Origin of the sequence: Streptomyces sp. NPDC079167, from assembly GCF_040686735.1 — a bacterium.
Classification (GTDB): domain Bacteria; phylum Actinomycetota; class Actinomycetes; order Streptomycetales; family Streptomycetaceae; genus Streptomyces.
Map to the genome: position 1 here is coordinate 131,190 of NZ_JBFBLO010000015.1, position 24,731 is coordinate 155,920.

Here is a 24,731-nt window from a genome sequence, read left to right on the forward strand (position 1 = left end):
GAGGGCAGCGTTCTCATGCACCGACCGGGACAACGGCCACGTGTCCTCCGGCAACAGGGCGAGCGGTCGGCGACGGACCGGATGGTGCGGACCCTTCTGCGGCGGCGCAAGAAGTCCCTGGCCGCCGGGGACGTGATGGTCACCGATCCGCCGAAGGTGCGCCGCGCCGTCACGGCGGCGGCGCTCGGCAACACCATGGAGTGGTTCGACTTCGGTGTCTACGCCTACCTCGCGGGGACCCTGGGCAAGGTCTTCTTCCCGTCCAGCTCGCCGGGTGCGCAGGTCGTGTCGACCTTCGCGACCTTCGCCGCAGCCTTCGTCGTGCGTCCGCTCGGCGGGCTCGTGTTCGGGCCGCTCGGCGACCGCGTGGGGCGGCAGAAGGTACTGGCGATCACCATGATCATGATGGCGGCGAGCACCTTCGCCGTCGGCTTCCTCCCCACCTACGCGGCGGTCGGCTTCGCCGCCCCGCTCCTGCTCCTGCTGTGCCGTCTGGTGCAGGGCTTCTCGACAGGTGGCGAGTACGCGGGCGCCACGACGTACATCGCGGAGTACGCGCCCGACAAACGCCGGGGGATCCTCGGCAGCTGGCTGGACTTCGGGACCTTCGTCGGATATTCGCTCGGTTCCGGTCTGGTGACCGTGCTGACCGCGGTGCTCGGCACGGACGGCCTGACGGACTGGGGGTGGCGGATCCCGTTCTTCGTCGCGGGCCCGCTCGGCCTGATCGGTCTGTACATGAGGCTGAAGCTGGAGGAGACCCCTGCCTTCCAGCGGGAGGAGGAGGCGCAGGCGGAGGCCCTGTCCGAAGGTGACCCCGTCGAACAGGCCCGCCAGTCCGGCAAGGGCCGGCTCAAGGAGATCTTCACCGGGCACTGGGAGGCGGTGCTCATCTGCATGGGCCTGGTGCTGCTCTACAACGTCACGAACTACATGGTGACCTCCTACCTGCCGACGTACATGTCCGAGACGCTCGGCGAGCCGGAGACGACCTCCCAGCTGCTGGTCCTCGGCACGATGCTGCTCGTGGTGCTCAGCATCACGACGGTCGGCAGATCCTCGGACCGCTGGGGCCGACGCCCGGTGTTCATGGCCGGGAGCGTGGCGCTCATCGTGTTCGCCATCCCGGCCTTCCTGCTCATCCGTCAGGGCGGCATCCTGCTGCCGGCGATCGGCTGTGGGGTGCTCGGGCTGCTGCTGGTCTGCTTCGCGGGGACATCCGCCTCGACGCTTCCGGCGCTGTTCCCGACACGCCTGCGCTACGGCGCCCTGTCGATCGCCTTCAACATCTCCGTGTCGCTGTTCGGCGGGACCACGCCGCTGTTCGCCTCCGCCCTCGTCGAGATGACCGGCAACGACATGATCCCGGCGTACTACCTGATGGTCGCGGGTGCCGTCGGGCTGGTCGCGACCTTCTTCCTCCACGAGACGGCGGGCAAGCCGTTGCGCGGCTCCGGCCCCATGGTGGAGACCCCGGAACAGGCGCGCACCCTCGTCGCCCGCAGCAGGACACGCGCGGGCAGACAGGCGCGCGACGTGTGGATCCGGATGCGGCATCCGGGAGGCGGGGGCGGGGGTAAGGGCTGACAGGGGCGCGCACCCGGCGCATGGAAGCTTTGCCGCGATTCGTGTGCGGAACAGGAGTACGCGGGCGCACGCCGGAGGTTATCCGAAACCGTGTGGTGTATATCAAGCAGTACCCGCACCGAGCGGACATCTCGTGGCCGGATATGTTCGAACGGGGGCCGGTTGGCATATACCCCGGGCGGGTGCGCTCCGCGCCGGCAGAGCGGGTACTTGTAAGTAATCAGGCGAATACACGCCGTTCGTTGCCGCGGGTCCTCTAATGTGATTGCCGTGAGCGGGTGACGTCGGGTTAACCCTTGCGTGGACACCGGTATGTTGACGGAATGTGAGACGGAACGTATCTCCGTTCCGCGTGCCCGGTGCCGCACCGCGGGGGCGGGGGCTCGATGGTGTGTCGCGGAAAACGACCGGAGCGGTACGCCCGTACAGACCTGATGAACGTGTCGTGAAAAGAGTGAGAACAGTGGGGGGACGGCCGTGACCAATCCTTTCGATGACGAGTCGGGACGGTTCGTGGCGCTGGTGAACGACGAGGGTCAGTACTCGTTGTGGCCCGCACATATCGACGTTCCGGGCGGCTGGCGCGCCGCCGGTCCGGAAGGGTCGCGTCAGGAGTGTCTCGACGTGATCGAAGGCGCCTGGACCGACATGCGGCCCGCCGGCCTGGTGCGATCGATGGGGGCCGACGCCGGATAGGGCTGCGGCAGGGCCGCCGGCGGCGCTGCCCGCCGCTCCCCGGGCCGAGTGGCTTGCCGAGGCACCGCTCCGATCGATGTCGTTCCCGTTCGAGCGAAATCGATCAGGTGTGATCAGGTATCGATACCCCTTGTTCGCGCATGCTCATTTCGTCTCCATGTGACGTGCATACGTTATCGATGGGCTGTCTTGCGCGGCGCCTTCGATGTGCGAATGAAACACCGTCTCCCGCCGGGTGGTAATGCCCCGTGGGAGATCTCGGCCGCGCCGGATTCGGTGGGTGCGGCGGCAGTCGTCTCCGCTTGCGCCGGCCCCAGTACCAACAACCGGTGCACTGGCGTGGTCGGTTTTACCCGGCCCTTCTTCACCGTCCCCGAACGCTCTCCCCAAAGGTGTGGACCGGCATGCAGGAAAACCGTTCTCTCCCGACCCCCGAGGCTCCCCAAGAGTTCCTCGAACTGACCACGGCCCAGCAGGGCGTCTGGTATGGGCAACTCGTCGACCCGGCCAGCCCGAAATACAACATCGGGGAATGCTTCGAGATCCATGGTGACCTCGACGAGGAATTGTTCGGCGCGGCAGTCGGCCGGGCCATCGCCCTGTGCGACAGCCTCCATCTCGAGTTCGTCACCCAGGGCGAGACGGTCCGGCAGCACGTCGGTCACCGGGCCGCGACGGACAGCGGCAGGCTCCGCCGGGTGGATCTCTCCGGCGCGGACGACGCCGAAGCGGCGGCCGAGCGTTACATGGCCGCCGACATGTCCACCGTCGACCGGCTCGACGCCCCGCGCCACCACTTCGCGCTGCTGCGCATCGGCGTCCGGCTGCACTACTGGTACGTCCGCTTCCACCACATCGCCGTCGACGGCCTCGGCGGTGGCGTCTTCGGCCGCATCGTGGCCGACCTCTACGGGCGGGCCGTGCGCGGCGAGGACCTCGCCTCGGCCGAGCTGCCCCCCGCGCCCCTGCGCGACCTCATAGCCGACGAGGCGGCCTACCGCGGCTCCGGCCGCTTCGAGGCCGACCGTGCCTACTGGACCGGGAAGTTCGGGGACCTGGCGGGCGAGGGCACGCGTAACACCGCAGGCACCGGGGACGACGCGCGCGCCCGGGGCGGCGCACCGCTCGTCCGGCGGCGCACCGACGCTCCGACAGCGTCCGGACCAGCCGGAACGGACGTCCGGATGCACACCGGGGAGACCCTGCCCGTCACCGTCCTCGACGACCTGCGCACTCTCGCCTCCGGTCACCGCACCAGATGGCCGGTCGTCCTCGTGAGCGCGGTCGCCGCCTACGTGGCCCGGGTCACCGGCGCGCAGGACATCACCGTGGGGCTCGCCTCCAACGGCCGTCACGGCGGCCTGCGTCACGTCGTCGGCATGACCGCCAACATCCTGCCGCTGCGCCTGACCGTCACCGCCGACATGACGGTCGGCGCCCTGGTGCGTGCCGTCGCGGCCGAGATGGGCGGAGCCCTTCGTCACCGCCGCTTCTCCCGTGAACAGCTCGCCCGCGAACTGAACCTGGCCGACGGCGCGGCGCACCTCACCGACGTCGTCGTCAACATCATGGGCTACGACTACGACCTCGACTTCGCCGGCAGCCCCGCCCCGTCCCGTGTGCTGTCCATCGGCCCGGTCGACGACGTGTCCCTCTTCGTATCGGAACGGGCCGAGGGCAAGGGGCCGTTGATCGGGTTCGACGCCAACCCGGAGCTGTACCACCCCGATGACGTGCGGCTGCTCCAGCAGGCCCTCGTCCCCTTCCTGTCGGCCGTGGCCGGCGCGGAGGCCGGCACACCTCTGGGCGACCTGCCGTTCATGGACGACACCGCCGCCGAGGCGCTGCTCGCCCACGGGCGCGGTGCCGCCCTGCCGGCCGGGACGACGGCCTCCGGTCTGCCGGAGGCGTTCGGCGCGCGGGCCCGCCTGACCCCCGACGCCCCGGCTGTGGTGGACGGCGCCGCCACCCTCTCGTACCGGGAGCTGGCGCGGACGGCGGAAGAGATCGCCGGTGCCCTGGCCGGATGGGGCATCGGTGCCGAGGACGGCGTCGGCGTCCTCATGGCCCGCTCGGCGGCCGTGGTGTGCGCCACGCTCGGGACGGTCGCGGCAGGCGCCGCGTACGTACCCATGGACGCGGCCTGGCCGGCCGAACGGCTCGCCCGTGCGGCCGAAGTGGCCCGCGTCCGCGCCCTGGTGGTCGACGAGGCCACCGCCAGGCAGCCCTGGGTGGAAGAGATGTCCGCAACCCTGCCGGTGATCGTCCTCGACGGTCTCGGCGGTGTCGTACGCGGAGACCCGCAGCGGCCCGGACCGTTGCCCGGAACGGCTCCCGCAGGCCGGCTCGCCTACGTGATGTTCACCTCAGGCTCCACCGGCCTGCCCAAGGGCGTCGGGGTCACCCATGCCGACGTTCTCGCCCTGGCCGCCGACACCACATGGTCGGACGGTGCGTGTGACGCGGTACTGCTCCACTCCGCCTATGTGTTCGACGCCTCCACCTTCGAGATGTGGGTGCCGCTGCTGAACGGCGGCTGCGTGGTCGTCGCGCCCGGCGGCGTACTGGAGGCGCCCGCCCTCAGAGAGGTCGTGGACCGGCACGGGGTGACCGCGCTCTTCCTGACGACCGCCCTGTTCAACGTGGTGGCCGAGGCCGACCCCGCGGCGTTCGGCGGACTGCGCCTGGTCGCCGCGGGCGGCGAGGCCGCGACCCCGGACATGATGCAGCGGGTGGCGGCGGCCGCGCCCGGCACGCGCGTGCTGCACGTGTACGGGCCCACGGAGACCACGACCTTCGCCACCCGCCACCAGGTCGACGCCGGCACGCCCGGCATGCCGCCCATCGGCCGGGCCCTGGACGGGATGCGCCTCCTCGTGCTCGACGACACCCTCGGGCCGGTGCCGCCCGGCGTCGTGGGGGAGCTCTACGTGAGCGGCCACGGCGTCGCACGCGGCTACCAGGGCCGGCCGGCGCTGACCGCCACCCGGTTCGTCGCCGACCCGTACGACACCCGTGGCGGCCGGATGTACCGCACCGGTGACCTCGTGCGCTGGACCGCGCGCGGCGACATCGAGTACGTCTCGCGCGCGGACGGGCAGGTCAAGCTCCGCGGATTCCGCATCGAGCCGGCCGAGATCGAGAACACCCTGCTCGCCGACCCGGACGTCCGGGCCGCCTGCGTCCTGGTCCGCGAGGACCTGCCGGGCGACCGGCGGCTCGTCGCCTATGTGGTGCGGACCCCCGGCGCCCGGCCGGACGACGCCGCCCTGGCCCGTCGCGTGGGGCGGGCCCTGCCCGCGTACATGGTGCCGTCCGTGTTCGTCCTCCTCGACGCGCTGCCCCTGAACGCCAACGGCAAGGTCGACCGCCGCGCCCTGCCCGCCCCGCGCGCCGTGGCCACCACGGGCCGCGCCCCGCGCACGGCGTACGAGGAGGTCCTGGCGGGTCTGTTCGCCGACGTCCTGGGTGTGGACGCGGTCGGCGTCGACGACAACTTCTTCTCCCTGGGCGGCCACTCACTGCTCGCGACCCGCCTCACCGGACGGGTGCGGGCCACCCTGGGCGCCGAGATCAGCATGCGTACGCTCTTCGACCACCCCACGGTCGCCGCTCTCGCCGCCGCGCTCGACACCACCGGGACGGCCAGGCCCGCCCTCGTCCCGCAGCAGCGGCCCGGCACGGTGCCGCTCTCCTTCGCGCAGCAGCGCCTCTGGTTCCTCAACCGCGCCGAGGGCCCCGGCGACACCTACACCGTCCCGCTGGCCGTCGAACTCGAAGGCCCCCTGGACACGGACGCCCTGCGCGGCGCGCTGGCCGACGTCGTCGTCCGGCACGAGAGCCTGCGCACCGTGTTCACCGAGGAGGACGGTGTCGCCCGCCAGGACGTCCTCGCCCCGTCCGCCGCCGTGGCGCTCGTCCCCCTGATCGTCGAGCTGCCGCCGGCGAACGAGAGCGCCGACGCCTGGGCGGAGGCGACGGTGCGCCGCTTGTCCGCGGTGCCCTTCGACCTCACCGGGGACGTCGGAGTCCGGGCGCATCTGCTGCGGCTGGGCCCCGCCCGTCACGTCCTGGTGCTCGTCCTCCACCACGTCGTCGCCGACGGCTGGTCCCTCGCCCCGCTCAGCCGCGACCTCGGGGCCGCCTATCGCGCCAGACGTTCGGGCGCGGACACTCCCGACTGGCCCGCGCTGCCCGTGCAGTACGCCGACTACGCCCTCTGGCAGCGGCGGCTGCTCGGCTCGGCCGACGACCCGGACAGCCTGGCCGCACGACAGATCGCCTTCTGGCAGGAGGCGCTGCGGGGCGCGCCCGGCCTGCTCGACCTGCCGCTCGACCGGCCCCGCCCGCCCGTGGCCGGCCACCGGGGCGACTCGGTCTCCTTCGAGCTGCCCGCCGCCGCGCACGCCGCGCTCACCCGGCTCGCGCGCGCCACCGGCTGCACCCCCTTCATGGTCCTCCAGGCGGCTCTCGCCGTGACGCTGCACGCCCACGGCGCCGGAACCGACATCCCACTGGGAACCGCGACCGCGGGGCGCACCGACGAGGCACTCGACGATCTGGTCGGGTTCTTCGTGAACACCGTCGTCCTGCGCACCGACCTGTCCGGCGATCCGACCTTCCGCGAACTCCTCCAGAGGGTCAAGGAGTTCGACATCGCCGCCTTCGGTCACAGCGACATCCCCTTCGAGGGGATCGTGGAGGCGCTCAATCCCGAGCGGTCCGGCGACCACCACCCGCTCTTCCAGACGATGCTGGTCCTGCAGAGCCAGGAGCGGGCGGCGCTCGACCTCCCCGGCGTCACCAGTCACGACCGGTCCCGGCACACCGGGGTCAGCAAGTTCGACCTGACGTTCTCGCTCACCGAAGTCGCCGAAGTCGCCGAAGTCGCCGAAGCCGCCGAAGCCAACGAAGCCGGTATCGGGGGTTACCTCGAATACGCCACCGACCTCTTCGACGCCTCCACCGCCCGCGCCCTGTGCGCCCGTTTCGCCCGCGTCCTCACCCAGGCCGTGGCCGCCCCGGACCGTGCGGTCGGCGACCTCGACCCCCTCGCGCCGGACGAGCGCGACCGTCTCCTCGCCCAGGGACACGGCGCGGAGCTCCCGCAGCCCACCCGCACCGCCCCGGAGGCGGTCCGGGAATGGGCGGCACGCACACCCCGTGCCGTCGCCGTGCGCGACGCGCACACGAGCCTCACCTACGCCGAACTCGACGCCCGCGCCGACGCCCTCGCCCACGTCCTGCGCGAGCGGGGCGCGGGGCGTGAGGACCGGGTGGCGCTCGCCGCGCCGCCGTCCGTGGACACCGTCGTCGCCATGCTGGCCGTACTGCGCGCCGGCGCCGCCTATCTGCCCGTGGACCCGCAGTATCCGCCCGCCCGCATCCGGCACATGCTCGACGACGCCCGGCCCGCCCTGCTGCTCACCACCACGGACGTCCACGGGGACCTGCCCGCCCTCGGCATACCGTGGCTCGCCCTCGACGGCCCGGAGTCCCGGCCGGAGGGCCCCACCGCACCCCTCCCGGACCGCCCGCACCCCGAGGATCCCGCGTACGTCATCCACACGTCGGGCTCCACCGGCCGTCCCAAGGGCGTGGTCGTGACACACGCGGCTCTGGCCAACCACATGGCCTGGATGACGCGCTACCTGGCCGTCACCCCGGAGGACCGCGTCCTCGCCCGTACCTCCACCAGCTTCGACGCCTCCGTGTGGGAGATCTGGCTCCCGCTGATGAGCGGCGCCGAGGTCTGTGTGCTGCCGCACGACGCCAACCGGGAACCGGGTGCCCTCGTCTCCTGGATGAGCCGGTTCGGCGTCACTCTCGCCCAGTTCGTCCCCTCGCACCTCACCCTCGTCCTCACCGAGGCGGCGCACGCCGCGCCGCTCCCCGGCCTGCGCGCCGTCCTGTGCGGCGGCGAACCGCTGCCGCGCGCCCTCGCCGACGACGTCACCAGGCTGTGGCGGGCCGAGGCGCACAACCTCTACGGGCCGACCGAGGCGACCATCGACGCGACCGCCCACCGTGCCGGCGACCCGGGAACCGGCGGGCACCCGGACGCCCGTACACCGTCGGAGACCGTGCCGATCGGCCTTCCCGTCGACACCATGCGCGCCTACGTCCTCGACACCCGGCTGCGGCCCGTGCCCGCCGGCGTCACCGGGGAGCTGTACCTCTCGGGCCCCAACCTCGCCCGTGGCTACCTGAACCGCCCGGGGCTGACCGCCGCACGGTTCGTCGCCGACCCGTTCGACGCCACCGGCGCCCGCATGTACCGGACGGGCGACCTCGTACGGTGGAACCGGCACGGTCTGCTCGACCACGTGGCCCGCGCCGACGACCAGGTCAAGCTGCGCGGCTTCCGCGTCGAGCTGGGCGAGGTCGAGGCCGCACTCCTGGCGCGGCCGGGAGTCACGGCCTCCTGCGCCGTGATCCGCGAGGACGCACCCGGCCGTCGCCGGCTCGTCGCCTATGCCGTCACCGGGGAACCGGCCCCGCGCCCCGCCGCCCTCCGCGACGCCCTCGCCGAGACCCTCCCGCACTACATGGTGCCCGGGGCGGTCGTCGTCCTGGACGACCTCCCGCTCCTGCCCAACGGCAAGGTGGACCGGCGTGCCCTGCCCGAGCCGGGCGCCGGCGCTCCCGCCGGAGCGGGGCAGCGCACCCTCCAGGAGGACCTGCTCGCCGGGATCTTCGCCGATGTCCTGGGCCGGCCCCTCGTGGGCCCGCACGACAGCTTCTTCGACCTCGGCGGACACTCGCTCCTCGCCATGCGCGTCGTCAGCCGTGTCCGTACCGTTCTGGGCGCCGAGATCGCCGTACGCACCCTCTTCGAGCACCCGACCGTCGCGGGTCTGGCCCGCGTCCTCGACACGCCGGGCCGAACCCGCCCGCCGGTGGTCTGCGTGGCTCAGCGGCCCGATCCGCTGCCGCTGTCCTCCGCCCAGCAGCGCCTGTGGTTCATCGACCGGCTCGAAGGCCCCAGCTCCGCCTACAACATCCCGCTCGTCCTCGAACTGGACGGCGCCCTGGACACCGACGCCCTGCTGGCGGCGCTGCGCGATGTCGTGGAGCGGCACGAGGCGTTGCGCACCCTGTTCCCGGAACGGGACGGGGTACCGCACCAGTTGGTTCTTCCCGTCGACACCGCCGCGCCCCGTCCGCCTGTCCTGGCCACTTCCCCCGGGGAACTGGAGGAAGCCGTCCTGGCCGCCGTGCGCGAGCCGTTCGACGTCGTCGTGGATCCGCCGCTGCGGGCCCTGCTGCTCCGCTCGGCGCCGGGTCACCACGTCCTGGTGCTCGTCCTGCACCACATCGCGGGCGACGGCTGGTCCCTCGCCCCGCTCGTCCGCCACCTCGGAGAGGCCTACCGGGCCCGCGTCGAGGGCCGCCGGCCCGAGCTGACAGCCGGCACCCCGCTCCAGTACGCCGACTACACCCTCTGGCAGCAGGCGGCGCTCGGCGACGGCGTCGCGCCGGAGAGCGCCCTGCGCCGGCAGCTCGACCACTGGCACTCCGCCCTCGCCGGTCTGCCCGGGCTGATCGACCTGCCGCTCGACCGGCCCCGCCCGGTCACGACGGACCCGAGAGGTGCCGTCCACACCTTCGACGTGCCACCCCCGTTGTACGCGCAACTCCTGCGCCTGGCCCGTGAGTCGGGCAGCAGCCTGTTCATGGTGCTCCAGGCGGCGGTGGCCACCCTGCTGCACCGGCACGGCGCTGGTGACGACATCCCGCTCGGTTCGCCCGTCGCCGGCCGCACGGACGAGGCGCTGGAGGACCTGGTCGGGTTCTTCGTCAACACACTCGTGCTGCGCACGGACCTGTCCGGCAATCCGACCTTCCGCGAACTCCTCGTGCGTGTGCGTGAGTTCGACCTCGCCGCCTACGCGCACCAGGACGTGCCCTTCGAGCGCCTCGTCGAAAGCGTCAACCCCGTCCGGGCGCGCAACCACCACCCGCTGTTCCAGACCATGCTGGTCCTGCAGAACCAGGAGACCGACCGCCCGGACCTGCCGGGGCTCACCGTCGAGGACCGGCTCGTCCACAACGGCCTGAGCAAGTTCGACCTGACCTTCGCCTTCACCGAGGAGCAGGGCGCGGGCGACGGGGAGCAGGGCGCGGGCGGTCTCTCCGCCGGGATCGAGTACGCCACCGCCCTCTTCGACCGGGCCACCGTCGAAGCCCTCGCGGCGCGCCTGGTCCGCCTCCTGGAGCAGGTGGCCGCCGATCCGGGCCTGCCCCTGGCGGGCTACCACCTGATGACGCCGGACGAGCGCACCCAGGTCACGCGCTGGGGTACCGGCCGCGGTCTGCCGGACACCTCTGACGCCACCCTGCCCGAGCTCTTCGCGGCCCAGGCGCGCCGCACACCCGACGCCGTGGCCGTGACCGGCGACCACGCCACGCTCACGTACGCCGGACTCGACACGGTCTCCGCCGGCCTCGCCCGTACCCTGGCGGGTCTCGGGGTCGGCCCCGAGGCCGGGGTCGGCGTGCTGCTCACCAGGTCGCCGGCCGTGGTGTCGGTGTCCCTCGGCGTGGTCCGCGCGGCCGGCGCCTACGTTCCGCTGGACGCGCGCTGGCCCGAGGAACGGCTCGACCAGGCGGCCGAAGTGGCGGACCTGCGGGTCCTCGTCGTCGACGAGGAAGCGCACGGCACCCCCTGGGTCACCGCGGCGGCCCGCCGGGTGCCGGTCGTGGTCGTGGACGGCACCGGCCGGATCCTGCGGGGCGCTCCCGCTCGGCCGGGCCACCCCGCGACGGTGCCGGGACCCGACGCGCTCGCCTACGTGATGTTCACCTCCGGGTCGACCGGCCTGCCCAAGGGCGTCGGCGTCACGCACGGCGACGTTGCCGCGCTCACGGCCGACTCGGCGTGGGCCGGTGGCGCCGCCGACGCGGTCCTGATGCACTCGGCGTACGTCTTCGACGCGTCCACGTTCGAGATCTGGGCCCCGCTCCTGCGCGGCGGCCGGATCGTCGTCGCACCGGCCGGTGTCCTGGAGGCCCGTGCCCTCGGTGACGCCGTCCAAGAGCACGGCGTGACCGCCGTCTTCCTGACGACCGCCCTGTTCAACGTGTTCGCGGAGACCGACCCCGGTGCCTTCGCCGGCCTCCGGCTGGTGTGCGCCGGAGGTGAACTGGCCTCACCGGACGCGATGCAGCGGGTGGCGGGCACCGCACCCGGCACGCGCGTCCTCCATGTGTACGGACCCACCGAGACCACCACCTTCGCCACCCGTCACGACGTGCCGGCCGACCTGCCCCCGGGGCCGCCGCCGGTCGGGCGCCCCCTGGACGGCATGCGCGGCTACGTCCTCGACGGCTCCCTGGGCCCGGTACCGCCGGGCGTCGTGGGCGAGCTGTACCTGGCCGGACGCGGCGTGGCACGCGGGTACACCGGGCTCCCGGGCCTGACCGCCACGCGTTTCGTGGCCGACCCGTTCGACCCGTCGGGCGGACGCATGTACCGCACCGGCGACCTCGTCCGGTGGACCCACGACGGCCGGATCGCGTACGTCAACCGCGCCGACGGTCAGGTGAAACTGCGCGGCTACCGCATCGAACTGGGCGAGATCGAGGGCGTGCTCGCCTGCTGCGAGGGCGTCGCCGACTCCTTCGCCGTCGTCCGCGAGGACACACCCGGTGACCGCCGGCTGGTCTCGTACGTGGTGCCCGCCGGGGGCGCCCGCCCCGAACCCGGCGACCTCGCCCGGGCCGTCGGCAGGTCCCTGCCCGCCTACATGGTCCCCGCCGCCTTCGTCCTGCTCGACGCGCTGCCGCTGACCCTCAACGGCAAGGTGGACCGGAGCGCCCTGCCCGCCCCGGAGCAGCACGCCCCGGTCCGCGGGCGCACCGCGCGCACCGCCCGCGAGGAAATCCTGTGCGGGCTCTTCGCGGACCTGCTCGGCCTCGACGGGGTCTCCCTCGACGACGACTTCTTCTCCCTGGGCGGCCACTCCCTGCTCGCCACCCGTCTCGTCGCGCGCATCCGTACCGCGCTGGGTGTGGAGGTCCAGGTCAGGGCCCTGTTCGAGCACCCCACACCGGCGGCGCTCGCCGCCGCGCTGGACGGTGCCGCAACGGCCAGGCGCCCCCTCGGGCGCGCCCCGGGCCGTCCCGATCCACTGCCGCTGTCCTACGCGCAGCAGCGCCTGTGGTTCCTCAACCGGTTCGAGGGACCCAGCGCCACGTACAACGTGCCCCTGGTGCTCCGCCTGCGCGGACGGCTCGACGCGGATGCCCTGGAGAGCGCCCTGTCGGACGTCGTCGAACGGCACGAGAGCCTGCGCACCGTCTTCCCCGACACCGGCGGAGTGGCGCGTCAGCTCGTCCTCGGCGCCGAGGACGCCGACCTCGACCTGACGCCCCGCGACACCGAGCCCGCCCGCCTCGACGAGGTCCTGGGCGCCGAGGTGGCGCACACCTTCGACGTGAGCACGGACCTCCCCGTACGGGCCCGGCTGCTGCGGCTGGGGACCGAGGACCACGTCCTCGTACTGCTCGTCCACCACATCGCGGGTGACGGCTGGTCCCTCGCCCCGCTCGCGCGCGACCTGGGCGAGGCGTACCGGGCACGGACCGAGGGGGTGGAGCCCTCCTGGACGGGACTCCGCGTCCAGTACGCCGACTACACCCTGTGGCAGCGCGCCCTGCTCGGAGACGGGAACGACCCGGCGGGAGAGGCCGCCCGCCAGCTGGCTTTCTGGCGGACCGCGCTGGCCGGCGCTCCCGGTCTGCTCGACCTGCCCTGCGACCGGCCGCGTCCCGCCGTCACGGGACACCGCGGCGACGCGTTCGCCTTCCCCGTCGACGCGGACACCCATCGGGCGCTGGCAGAGCTGGCCCGGTCGAGCGGATGCAGCCTCTTCATGGTGCTCCAGGCGGGCCTGTCGGTGCTCATCTCCCGGCACGGTGCCGGCGAGGACATCCCGCTCGGCACCGCCGTCGCCGGACGCACCGACGAAGCCCTCGACGACCTGGTGGGCTTCTTCGTCAACACCCTCGTCCTGCGCACCGACCTGAGCGGGGATCCCACCTTCCGCGACGTACTCGACCGGGTACGGGACTTCGACCTGGCGGCCTACGCCCACCAGGACGTGCCGTTCGAGCGGCTGGTGGACGCCCTCAGCCCGGCGCGGGCGCAGAACCACCACCCGCTGTTCCAGACCATGCTCGTCCTCCAGAACCACGCGGCCGCGGCCGTCGGCCTGCCCGGGCTCACGGTGACCGAACAGCCCGTGCGCACCGGCATCAGCAAATTCGACCTCACCTTCACCTTCACCGAGAAGCACGACGGCGCGGGGCGGCCCGCCGGTCTCGACGGCGTCCTGGAGTTCTCCACCGAACTCTTCGACCAGGACACCGCGCACACCCTGGCCGCCCGGCTGACCCGACTGCTCGCGTCACTCGCCGCCGACCCCGGCCGGCGTGTCCACACCACCGACGTCCTGGAACCCGCCGAGCGGCTCGGCGTCGAACGCGCCGCGCACGGCGTGGTGCGGCCGGTGGCCGCCCGCACGGCGCCCGAGGCGTTCCGGGCCCAGTGCGAGCGGACCCCCGAGGCGACCGCCGTGCTGGACGGCACGCACCGTCTCACCTTCGGCGAACTCGACGCGCTCTCCGACGATCTCGCGCACCACCTGGGCGCCAGGGGCATCGGCCGCGGCGACCTCGTCGCCCTCGCCCTCGAAGGGACCGCCGACCAGGTCGTGGCGATGCTGGCGGTGGCCAAGTCCGGGGCCGCGTACCTGCCCGTCGACCTGGAGTACCCCGAGGCGCGCGTCGCCCACATGCTCGACGACGCCCGCCCGGCCCTGCTCCTCACCCATGGCACCGCACGAACCGCGCGCTACAGCCCGTCCGTGCCCTGCCTCGCCCTCGACGACCGGGCCGCCTGGTCCACCGGCCGGGCTGCGCCCGCGACCGCCGCGCCGGACCCGCGTGACGCGGCGTACGTCATCTACACCTCGGGCTCCACCGGCCGCCCCAAGGGTGTCGTCGTCACCCACGCCTCCCTGACCAACCACATGGCGTGGATGGCGGACCACCTCGGCCTCACCGGCGAGGACCGGGTCCTCGCCCGCACCTCGCCGAGCTTCGACGCCTCGGTCTGGGAGACGTGGCTGCCGCTCCTGCACGGCGGCGCCACCTGCCCCGTGCCGCCCGCCCTCAACCACGACCCGGCGGCGCTGCTGGCCCGCATGCGCGACGCGGGCACGACCCTGGCCCAGTTCGTGCCCTCGCACCTCTCGCTCGTCCTCACCGAGACCGCTCCCGGCGAGGCGCCCACGACGCTGCGGGCCGTCCTGTGCGGCGGTGAACCCCTGACCAGGGACCTCGCGGAGCGCGTCCGGCGGACGTGGCAGACCGAGGTGCACAACCTCTACGGGCCCACCGAGGCGACCATCGACGCCACCGCCCACCGGTACGGGACCACGGACGCCCCGGTCGGGGAGGGGAACGTGCCGCTGGGCCGCCCCGTCGACAACACCCGCGCCTACGTCCTCGACGCGCACCTCCTGCCGGTGCCCCCGGGCGTCACCGGCGAGCTCTACGTCGCCGGCGAGGGCCTCGCACGCGGCTATCTGGGGCGCGCGGGCCTGACCGCCGCACGGTTCGTCGCCGACCCGTACGGCCCCGCCGGCAGCCGCATGTACCGCACGGGCGACCTCGTCCGGCGGGACGCCGACGGCCTGATCGGCTATGTCGCCCGCGCCGACGACCAGGTCAAGCTGCACGGCTACCGCATCGAACTCGGCGAGATCGAGGCCGCTCTCACCGCGCTCGACGGCATCACCGCCGCCTGCGCCCTCGTCCGCGAGGACCGTCCTGGCGAACGGCGCCTGGTCGCCTACACCGTCTCCGGTGGGAACGGCGGGAGCGGCGGCCATGCGGCCCTCACGGACGCCGAGGTACGCACCCGTCTGATGGCCGCCCTGCCGCCGTACATGGTGCCCGCCGTCCTCGTCCCCCTCGACGCGCTGCCGCTGCTGCCCAACGGCAAGACCGACCGGCGCGCCCTGCCCGTCCCGGAGCGCCCCGCCGTCCTCCGGCCGGGCGGGGGGCCGCGCACCGCTCAGGAAGGCGTCCTGTGCGAGGCGTTCGCCTCCGTCCTGGGGACCCCCGCCGTCCGCGCCGACGACGACTTCTTCGCGCTCGGCGGCGACAGCATCCTCTCGATCCAGCTCGTCAGCCGCGTCCGCGACGCGGGCCTCGGCGTCACCCCGCGCGATGTGTTCGTCCACCGCACGCCCGAGGCCATCGCGGCCGTCGCCACCGCCCTCGGCGGGGAGACCACCGCGCCGGCCGGGGAGGGCACCGGCGAGATGCCTCCGACGCCCATCGTCGCCTGGTTCCTGGAGCGGCCCGGCACCACCGACGGATACAACCAGTCCGGGGTGCTGCGCACGCCCGTGGGAGCCGACGAGGACTCCCTCGTAGCCACCCTCCAACTCCTCATCGACCAGCACGACATGCTCCGGCTGCGGACCACCCGGTCAACCGACGGGGCACCCGTCCTGGAGGCACTGCCGCCCGGGGCCGTCCCCGCCCGGCGCCGCTTCACCCGGGTCGACGTCGCGGGGCTCGACGCCGAGGCGGTCCGCGCCGCCGTCACCGAGGCGGGTGAAGAGGCGCGCAGACGGCTGCGGCCCGCGCACGGGGAGGTGGTCGAGGCCGTCTGGTGCGACGCCGGGCCCCGCGCCCGCGGGCGGCTGCTGCTCGTCGTGCACCACCTGGCCGTCGACGCGGTCTCCTGGCGCATCCTCGCCGCCGATGTGGCGCATGCCTGGGAGACCGTCACCGAGGCCGCCGACGGAGGCGGACGGCCGCCCGCGCCACGCCCGGCCACCACGTCCTACCGGCAGTGGGCGCGGCTCCTTGCCTCCCAGGCGCGTGAACCGAGACGTGAGGACGAACTCGCCCTGTGGCAGGCAGCGTCGAGCACACCCGACCCCCAGCTGGGATACCGGCCGCTCGACCCCGACCTGGACACCGCCGACCGGACGCGCACCCTCGTCACCCACCTGCCCGCCACCTGGACGAGATCCCTGCTCACCACCGCCCCCGCCGCCTTCCACGCCGGGGTGGACGACGTCCTGCTCACGGGGCTGGCCCTCGCCGTCTGCTCCTGGCGTGCCGAACGGGCCGCCGCCCTCGGCGGGCCCCGGCCGGACAGCACCGCCGTCCTGCTCGACCTGGAGGGACACGGCCGCGAGCAGATAGCCGACCACCTCGACCTCTCCCGTACGGTCGGCTGGTTCACCAGCCTCTATCCGGTCCGGATCGACCCCGGCCCCGTCGACGCACGCGCCCCCGGCCGCTTCGACGCCGCCCTGGTCGAACGCGCGCTCAAACGCGTCAAGGAGCAGCTGCGCGCGGTCCCGGACCACGGTGTCGGCTACGGAATGCTGCGCCACCTCAACCCCGCCACCCGCCAGGTGCTGGCCGCCTCACCCGATCCCCAGATCGGCTTCAACTACCTCGGCCGGTACGCCTCTTCGTCCGCCCCGGCGGGCGGGGGCGACGGCGCCGACTGGGACGTCCTGCTCGACGGCGGCGGACCACGAAGCCAGGACCCCGACATGCCCGTCCACCACGTCCTCGACATCAACGCGCACACCGAGGACCTGCCGGACGGCCCGCGCCTGGTGACCCGCTGGACCTGGCCCAGCGACCTCCTCAAGGAGGAGGACGTGGAGTCCCTGTCCGAGGCCTGCACCCGCGCCCTGCGCGCGGTGGCCGAACACGCCGAACGTCCCGACGCGGGCGGCTACACGCCGTCCGACCTTCCCCTGGTCTCCCTAGGCCAGGCCCAGATCGACCGACTGCAGAACAAGTGGGGTGGCCGCAAGTGACCGGGTTCCGACTGGAAGACGTACTGCCGCTGACGCCGTTGCAGGCAGGCATGCTCTTCCACGCGCTGTACGACTCCCGTGCCGTGGACGTCTACACCGCGCAGTTCGTCTTCGACCTCGAAGGCCCCGTGAGCGTCCCCGCCCTGCACGCCGCCGTGGACGGTCTGCTGCGGCGGCACGCCAACCTGCGGGTCGGATTCCTCCACGAGGACCTGGACGAGCCCGTGCAGGCCGTCGCCGCCGAGGTGCCGGTGCCGCTGGAGGAGCTGGACCTGACCGGGGCGGACGGCTCGGACACGGCACAGGAGCGCCTCACCGCGTTCCTCGCCGCCGACCGGACCCGACGCTTCGACCTCACCTCCCCGCCGCTGATGCGGTTCACCCTCGTGCGTACGGGTGCCGGGAGCCACCGGCTCGTCATGACGAGCCACCACATCCTGCTCGACGGATGGTCGATGCCGCTGCTCGTGCGGGAGCTCTTCGAGCTGTACGCACGCGAGGGCGACGACAGCGCTCTGCCGCGCGTCGTCCCGTACCGCACCTACCTCGCCTGGCTGGCGCAGCAGGACCGGGCCGCCGCACTGGGCGCCTGGCGCGCCTCCCTCGCCGGTATCGAGTCGCCCACCCTGCTCGCCGGGACCGGCGGGGCGGACGTGCCGGGCTCAGGCGAGCTGCCCGACACGCTCGTCCTCGATCTGGACCCCGGCACGACGCACAGGCTGCGCGAGACGGCCCGCGCGCACCGGCTCACCCTCAACACCCTGGTCCAGGGCGCCTGGGGTCTGCTGCTCGCCTACCGCACCGGACGCCCCGACGTCGTGTTCGGCACCACCGTCTCCGGACGCCCGCCGGAGATTCCCGGCATCGAGTCGATGGTCGGCCTGTTCATCAACACCGTGCCGGTACGGCTCCGCCCGGCACCCGGCGAAACGCTGGCCGCGCTCCTGACCCGGCTCCAGGAGGAACAGAGCCGCCTCCTCGGCCACCAGTACGTGGGCCTGACCGAGATCCGCGGTGTCACCGGGCTGGACGAACTCTTCGACACCCTGGCGGTCTTCGAGAACTACCCGATGGACGCGGAGGCCCTGCGCACCGCGCAGCAGGGGCTGCCCGGTCTCGCCGTCACCGGCTTCAGCGGCACGGACGCCGCCCACTACCCGCTGACCCTCACCATCGCTCCGGGCGACTCCCTGCGGATCACCTTCGGATACCGGTCCGCCGTACTCGGCCATGACGAGGTGGCCCGCACGGTCGCCCGCATGCGGCGCCTGCTGACCACGATGGCGGACGGGCTCGACAGCCGCGCCGACGCCGTCCCCGTCCTCCTGGACGGTGAGCGCGAGACACTGCTCTCCCAGGGGATCGGTGCCGGACTCCTCCGCGACACCATGGACGAGAGCATTCCGGCCGCCGTCGCCCGGCATGCCGCCCGCCACCCGGACGCGGTGGCCGTGTCCGAGGCCGGCGAGCAGCTGACCTACGCCCGACTGGTGTCACTGGCGGACGGGCTGGCCGGTGTGCTCGCGGGGGCCGGAACCGGCGCCGAGGACGGCGTCGGCATCCTCATGGGCCGCTCGACGGCCCTGGTCACCGCCTCTCTGGCGGCCCTGCGCGCGGGCGCCGCCTATGTACCGCTCGACCCGGGCTGGCCCGTCGAACGGCTCACCCGTGTCGCCGAGGTGGCCTCCCTCCGCACCCTGATCGTCGACGCGGCCAACCGCACCCACCCATGGGTGCGGGGTCTCGGACCTGACGTGCACGTGGTGACGGTCGACCGCGCGGGCCGGACCGTGCAAGGGGCCCCCGGCACCCCGGGGGCGCTCCCCACCGTCACGGGCGGCGCCCGGCTCGCGTACGTGATGTTCACCTCGGGCTCCACCGGTCTGCCCAAGGGGGTCGGCGTCACCCACGCCGACATCACCGCCCTGGCGGCCGACCGGACGTGGCGTGACGGCGTCACCGACGCCGTCCTGCTGCACTCGGCCTACGTATTCGACGCCTCCACCTTCGAGATCTGGGCCCCCCTCCTCAACGGGGGCCGCGTCGTCGTGGCCCCCGAGGGCGCTCTCCAGCCCGCAGTGCTCCGTGACCTCGTCGCCCGCGACGGCGTGACGGCGGCGTTCCTGACGACGGCCCTGTTCAACGTCATCGCCGAGACCGATCCCGGTGCCCTCGGGCTGCTCCGCCTCGCCGCCTCGGGAGGCGAGGCCGCAGCGCCCGGCATCCTCCAGGACCTTGCCGCCGCGCACCCCGGCACCGCCTTCCTCAACGTCTACGGGCCCACCGAGACCACCACGTTCGCCACGCTCCACCGCGTACCCCCCGGTGACGCTCCCGGCGTCGTCCCTCCGATCGGCCGCCCGCTCGACGGCATGCGCGCCTACGTCCTGGACGGCGCGCTGCGACCCGTGCCGTCCGGCGCCGAGGGCGAACTGTACGTCGCGGGCCCCGGTGTCGCCCGCGGCTACCTGGGGCGCCCCGGGCTCACCGCCACCCGGTTCGTCGCCGACCCGTTCGCCGGTACGGGGGAGCGCATGTACCGCACCGGCGACCTCGTGCGCCGGGACCCCGACGGCACCCTGCGCTACGTGGCCCGGGCCGACCAGCAGATCAAGCTCCGCGGCCACCGCATCGAGCCCGCCGAGATCGAGGCGGTGCTCCGCACCGACCCGTCCGTACGCGCGGCCTGCGTCCTGGTCCGCGAGGACCTGCCGGGCGACCGGACCCTGACCGCCTACGTCGTCCCGGCGCCCGGACGCGTCCCGGACCCGGACCTGCTCGCCGCCCACGTCGGCAGTCAACTGCCCGCCTACATGGTGCCGGGGGCCATCCAGCCCCTCGACGCGCTTCCGCTGACCACCACCGGCAAGCTCGACCGGTCGGCCCTCCCGGCACCCGCCGCCCCGCCCGGCCCGGGGAGCCGCCCGCCGCGCACCGCGCACGAGGAGATCCTCGCCGGACTGTTCGCCGACGTGCTGGGCGTGGACCGCGTCGGCGTCGACGACAGCTTCTTCGCCCTGGGCGGCCACTCCCTGCTCGCCACCCGCCTCGTCGGCCGCGTCCGCACCGCCCTGGACACCGAGACGGAGATCCGCACCCTCTTCGAGAACCCCACCGTCGCCACGCTCGCCACCGCCCTGCGGGACGCGGGCCGCCCCGCCCGCCCCGCGCTCGTACCGCAGGAACGCCCCGCCGCGCTCCCGCTGTCCTACGCCCAGCAGCGCCTGTGGTTCCTGCACCGCCTCGAAGGCCCCTCCGCCACCTACAACATCCCCTTCGCCCTGCGCGTCGACGGACCGCTCGACACCGAGGCGCTGCGCCTGGCCCTCCGCGACGTCGTCGACCGGCACGCCGCCCTGCGCACCGTCTTCCCCGAGCAAGACAGCCGGCCGCGCCAGCACATCACCGCCCCGGACGACGTCCGTCTCCCGTTCGCCCTCGAAGCCGTCGACGAGCAGGGACTGCCCGAAGGGATCAGGGCGGCCGCCGCCGCACCGATCGACATCGAGCACCGTCTCCCGCTCCGGGCGACCCTGCTGCGCCTGGCCGACCACGCCCACGTCCTGGTCCTCGTGATCCACCACATCGCCGCCGACGGCTCGTCCCTCGCTTCCCTCGCCCGGGACCTCGGCACCGCCTACCGCGCCCGCGTCCGCGCCGAGGCACCGGAGTGGACCGAACCGGCCGTCGACTACGCCGACTACACCCTCTGGCAGCGCCGCCTGCTCGGCGACGAGCACGACCCGGAAAGCCTCGTGGCACGGCAACTGGCCCACTGGAGGGGCGCGCTGGACGGGCTGCCGGAGAGGGTCGAGCTGCCCTGGGACCGGCCGCGCCCCGCCGTGCCCCGGCACACCGGTGCCACCCACGACTTCACACTCGGGACCGTCACCGCCCGGCGGATCGCCGACCTCGCCCGCAGCAGCGGATGCAGCGTCTTCATGGTGCTCCAGGCCGCCCTGGCGACCGTCCTCTCACGGCACGGCGCCGGCCACGACATCCCCCTGGGCACCGCCGTCGCCGGTCGCACCGACGAGGCGGCCTCCGACCTCGTCGGCTTCTTCGTCAACACACTCGTACTGCGCACGGACCTGACGGGAGACCCCACCTTCCTGGAACTCCTGGACCGAGTGCGGGAGTTCGACCTCTCCGCGTACGCGAACCAGGACGTCCCGTTCGAACGCCTGGTGGAACTGCTCAACCCCGCCCGTTCGCAGAACCACCACCCGCTGTTCCAGACCATGCTCATCCTCCAGAACCACACCCCGGCCGCCCCCGTCGACCTGCCCGGCCTCACCACCCACGGAGTGCCGGCCGCCTCCGGCGTCAGCAAGTTCGACCTGTCGTTCACCTTCACCGAGACCTACGACGACAGCGGCGCCCCCAGCGGCATGCGAGCCGCCGTCGACTACGCGACGGAACTCTTCGACGCGGCAACGGTCCGCGACCTCGCCGCGCGCCTCGTCCTGCTGCTCGACTCCGCGACCACCGAACCCGACCGCCCGCTGAGCACGTACGACGTGCTCACCACCGATGAGCGCACCCGCCTCGCCGCCTGGGGCACCGGACCCGTCGAGAACCTGCCGGAGTCGACCGTCCCCGCGCTCTTCGAGCAGTGGGCCCGGCGCACCCCGGACGCTCCGGCGGTCCGCGACGCCGGCACCACCCTCACCTACGGTGAGCTCGACGCCCGCGCCGACGCCGTCGCCCACCACCTCGCGGCGCGGGGCATCGGCCCCGAAGACCGGGTGGCGATAGCGCTGCCCCGCACCCACGACCTCGTGGTGACCCTCCTCGGCGTGCTCAAGGCCGGGGCGGCGTACGTACCGCTCGACCCCGACTACCCGGCCCCGCGCCTGTCCTACATGCTCGACGACGCCCGGCCGCGCCTCCTCCTCACCACGCCCGGCATCCGCCGCCGCCTCCCGGAGTCCCCGGTGCCCTGCCTGTACACCGGCGACCTGGAGGCCGCCGCGTCGGCGTCCGCGCACGCCCGCCCGGTCCTGCTCCCGGCGCACCCGGCGTACGTCATCTACACGTCCGGCTCCACCGGCCGCCCCAAGGGCGTCGTGGTCACCCACCGGGGCGCCGGTGCCATGGCCAGGACCCAGAGCGAGCGGCTGCGCGTCGCCCCGGGCAGCCGGGTGCTGCACATGGCGTCCGTCAGCTTCGACGCCGCGTTCTGGGAGCTGTGCATGGGGCTGCTCTCCGGTGCCTGCCTGGAGATCGACGAACGCGAAGCCCTGCTGCCAGGACCCGCCCTCGCCACCCTGGTCCGCGAGCGGGGCGTCACCCACCTCACCGTGCCGCCCGCCGCGCTCGCGGTGATGCCGCCGGATTCGCTGCCCACCGGGACGACGATGGTCCTCGCCGGCGAGGCGTGCCCGCCGGCCCTGGTGCACGCCTGGGCGCGGGACCGGTTCCTCGTCAACGCCTACGGCCCGACCGAGACCACCGTGTGCGCGACGATGAGCACCTTCCAGCACGCGGACGGGCCGCACGCCCCCGACCGCACCGTGTCCATCGGCGTCCCCGTCAACGGCACCCGCGTCCAGGTCCTGGACGACAGGCTGGCCCCCGTGCCGCCCGGCGTCGTCGGCGAACTGTACGTCTCCGGAGAGGGCGTGGCCCGCGGCTACCACGGCCGCGCGGCCCTGACCGCGACCCGCTTCGTGGCCGACCCGTCCGACCGCGCGGGGGGCCGTATGTACCGCACCGGTGACCTGGTGCGCTGGGCTGCCGACGGGGAGCTCGTCTACGTCTCCCGAGTCGACGACCAGGTCAAACTGCGCGGCTTCCGCATCGAACCGGGCGAGATCGAAGCCGTGCTCACCGCCCTGCCCGGCGTCGCCGCGGCCTGCGCCGTCGTCCGCGAGGACCGGCCCGGCGACCGGCGCCTGGTCGCCTACACCGTGGCCGCCGACGGTGCGGACGGCCCGGACGACGCCGGGATACGGGCGCACCTCGCCGCCGCCCTGCCCGCCCACATGGTCCCCGCCGCCCATGTACGGCTCGACGCCCTGCCCGTCACACCCAACGGCAAGACCGACCGTCGCGCCCTGCCCGCACCGGACCGTGCCGCACCGGCCGGCGGCGGTGCACCGCGCACCGCTCGGGAACGCGCCCTGTGCGAGGCCTTCGCGGAGACGCTCGGCGTACCCGAGGTCGGTGTCTCGGACGACTTCTTCGCCCTCGGCGGCCACTCGCTGCTCGCCGTGACCCTCGCCCGGCGGATCGGCGAACGCTGCGGCCGGCGCCCCTCGCTGCGCGCCCTGTTCGCGGCGCCGACCGTCGAAGGGGTGGCCCGCCTCCTGGAGAGCGAGTGCCTCCCGGAAGGCGAGACGGGGGAGGAGGACCGGGCGAGCGCCGTCGCTCCGGCGCTCGCCGCCGAGGTCCGCCTCGCGGCGGACATCACGGGCGTGGGCCGGGACGGCACCGCCCCGCGCCCCGGGCTTTCCCGCCCGTCCCCCCGGCCGTTTCTGACCGGCGCCTCCGGCTTCCTCGGCGCCTTCCTCCTGCGCGACCTCATCGAGACCACCGACGGCCCGGTCGACTGCCTCGTACGTGCCGAGGACGAGCAGCGCGCCGCAGACCGGCTACGGGCGAATCTGGAACGCTACGGCCTGTGGCGTCCCCGGTACGCGGCCCTCGTCCGCCCCGTCCCCGGGGACCTCGCAGCCCCCGGCCTCGGCCTGTCACCCGAGGCCCGGGCCGCCCTTGTCCGCCGGCTCGGCCCCGTCGTCCACAACGGCGCACGCGTCAACTTCGCCGCCGGCTACGGCGATCTGCGCGCCCCGAACGTGGCGGGCACCGAGGAACTGCTGCGTCTGCTGGCCGACTCCGCGTCACCCGGGATGCACTACGTCTCGACCACGAGCGTCTACGCCCCGGCGACCGGCGTGGATCCCGTCACCGTCACGGAGAGCACTCCGACAGGACCGGCGTCCGGCCTGCCCGACGGCTACGCGCAGAGCAAGTGGGTCGCCGAGCAACTGGTCGGCATGGCCCGCGGACGCGGGCTGCCGGTGACCGTCTACCGGCCCGGCCGCATCAGCGGCGACACCGCCACCGGCGCCTGCCAGGACCGCGACCTGCTGTGGCAGCTCATCAAGGGGTGTCTCCAGGCGGGCGCGGTGCCGGACCTGCCGTACGCGTCGACCGACTGGGTGCCCGTGGACCACGTAAGCGCGGCAGTGGTGGCGCTCTCCGCGTCCGGTGGGACCGGTGACGAGACCTACCACCTCACCAACCCGGACGCGCCGGGGCTGGACCGTGTCTTCGACGCCGCCGCCCGCCTGGGCCACGAGCTGCGCACCGTCCCCGCAGCGGACTGGCAGGCGCGCGTCGCGGCGCGGCACGACAACGCGGCGCAGCTGTTCCTCGGCGACGCAGGGCAGACCGGGCAGCAGGCGATGGAGCACCGCCGCTTCGACTCCAGCCGGACGGCGAAGGCGGTGGGAGCACTGGGCGTCCACCTGCCGCCCCTGACCGACGACATCCTGACCCGCTACCTGACCTACTTCCAGGAGACGGGTTTCCTGCCCACTCCGCAGGGGCTGCGGGTGACGACGTAGCCGGCCGAGC

Annotated in this window: 4 protein-coding genes; all 4 read left to right on the top strand. The window is 73.7% G+C overall.

Going from position 1 to position 24,731, the window contains the following annotated elements; all coding sequences use genetic code 11:
- Window positions 1–81 precede the first annotated feature (81 nt).
- The 4 genes from proP to AB0P41_RS28050 all read left to right on the top strand — a co-directional run bounded on the left by proP (window position 82) and on the right by AB0P41_RS28050 (window position 24,721).
- On the top strand, window positions 82–1,587 hold the full coding sequence (gene proP / locus AB0P41_RS28035; protein WP_356710584.1) for a glycine betaine/L-proline transporter ProP: 1,506 nt from the start codon (window positions 82–84) through the stop codon (window positions 1,585–1,587).
- A 477-nt stretch (window positions 1,588–2,064) separates the two neighbouring features.
- Entirely contained in the window at window positions 2,065–2,283 is a 219-nt protein-coding gene (locus AB0P41_RS28040) for an MbtH family protein (protein WP_356710585.1), read from the top strand.
- A gap of 404 nt (window positions 2,284–2,687) precedes the next feature.
- Entirely contained in the window at window positions 2,688–17,147 is a 14,460-nt protein-coding gene (locus AB0P41_RS28045; RefSeq protein WP_365934796.1) for an amino acid adenylation domain-containing protein, read from the top strand.
- On the top strand, window positions 17,144–24,721 hold the full coding sequence (locus AB0P41_RS28050) for an amino acid adenylation domain-containing protein (protein ID WP_365934798.1): 7,578 nt from the start codon (window positions 17,144–17,146) through the stop codon (window positions 24,719–24,721). The genes AB0P41_RS28045 and AB0P41_RS28050 overlap by 4 nt, the downstream gene beginning before the upstream one ends.
- Window positions 24,722–24,731: the final 10 nt, after the last annotated feature.

Coding starts and splice junctions, on each gene's coding strand:
- proP (WP_356710584.1), top strand. CDS start 82: ATGGTGCGGACCCTTCTGCGGCGGCGCAAGAAGTCCCTGGCCGCCGGG.
- AB0P41_RS28045 (WP_365934796.1), top strand. CDS start 2,688: ATGCAGGAAAACCGTTCTCTCCCGACCCCCGAGGCTCCCCAAGAGTTC.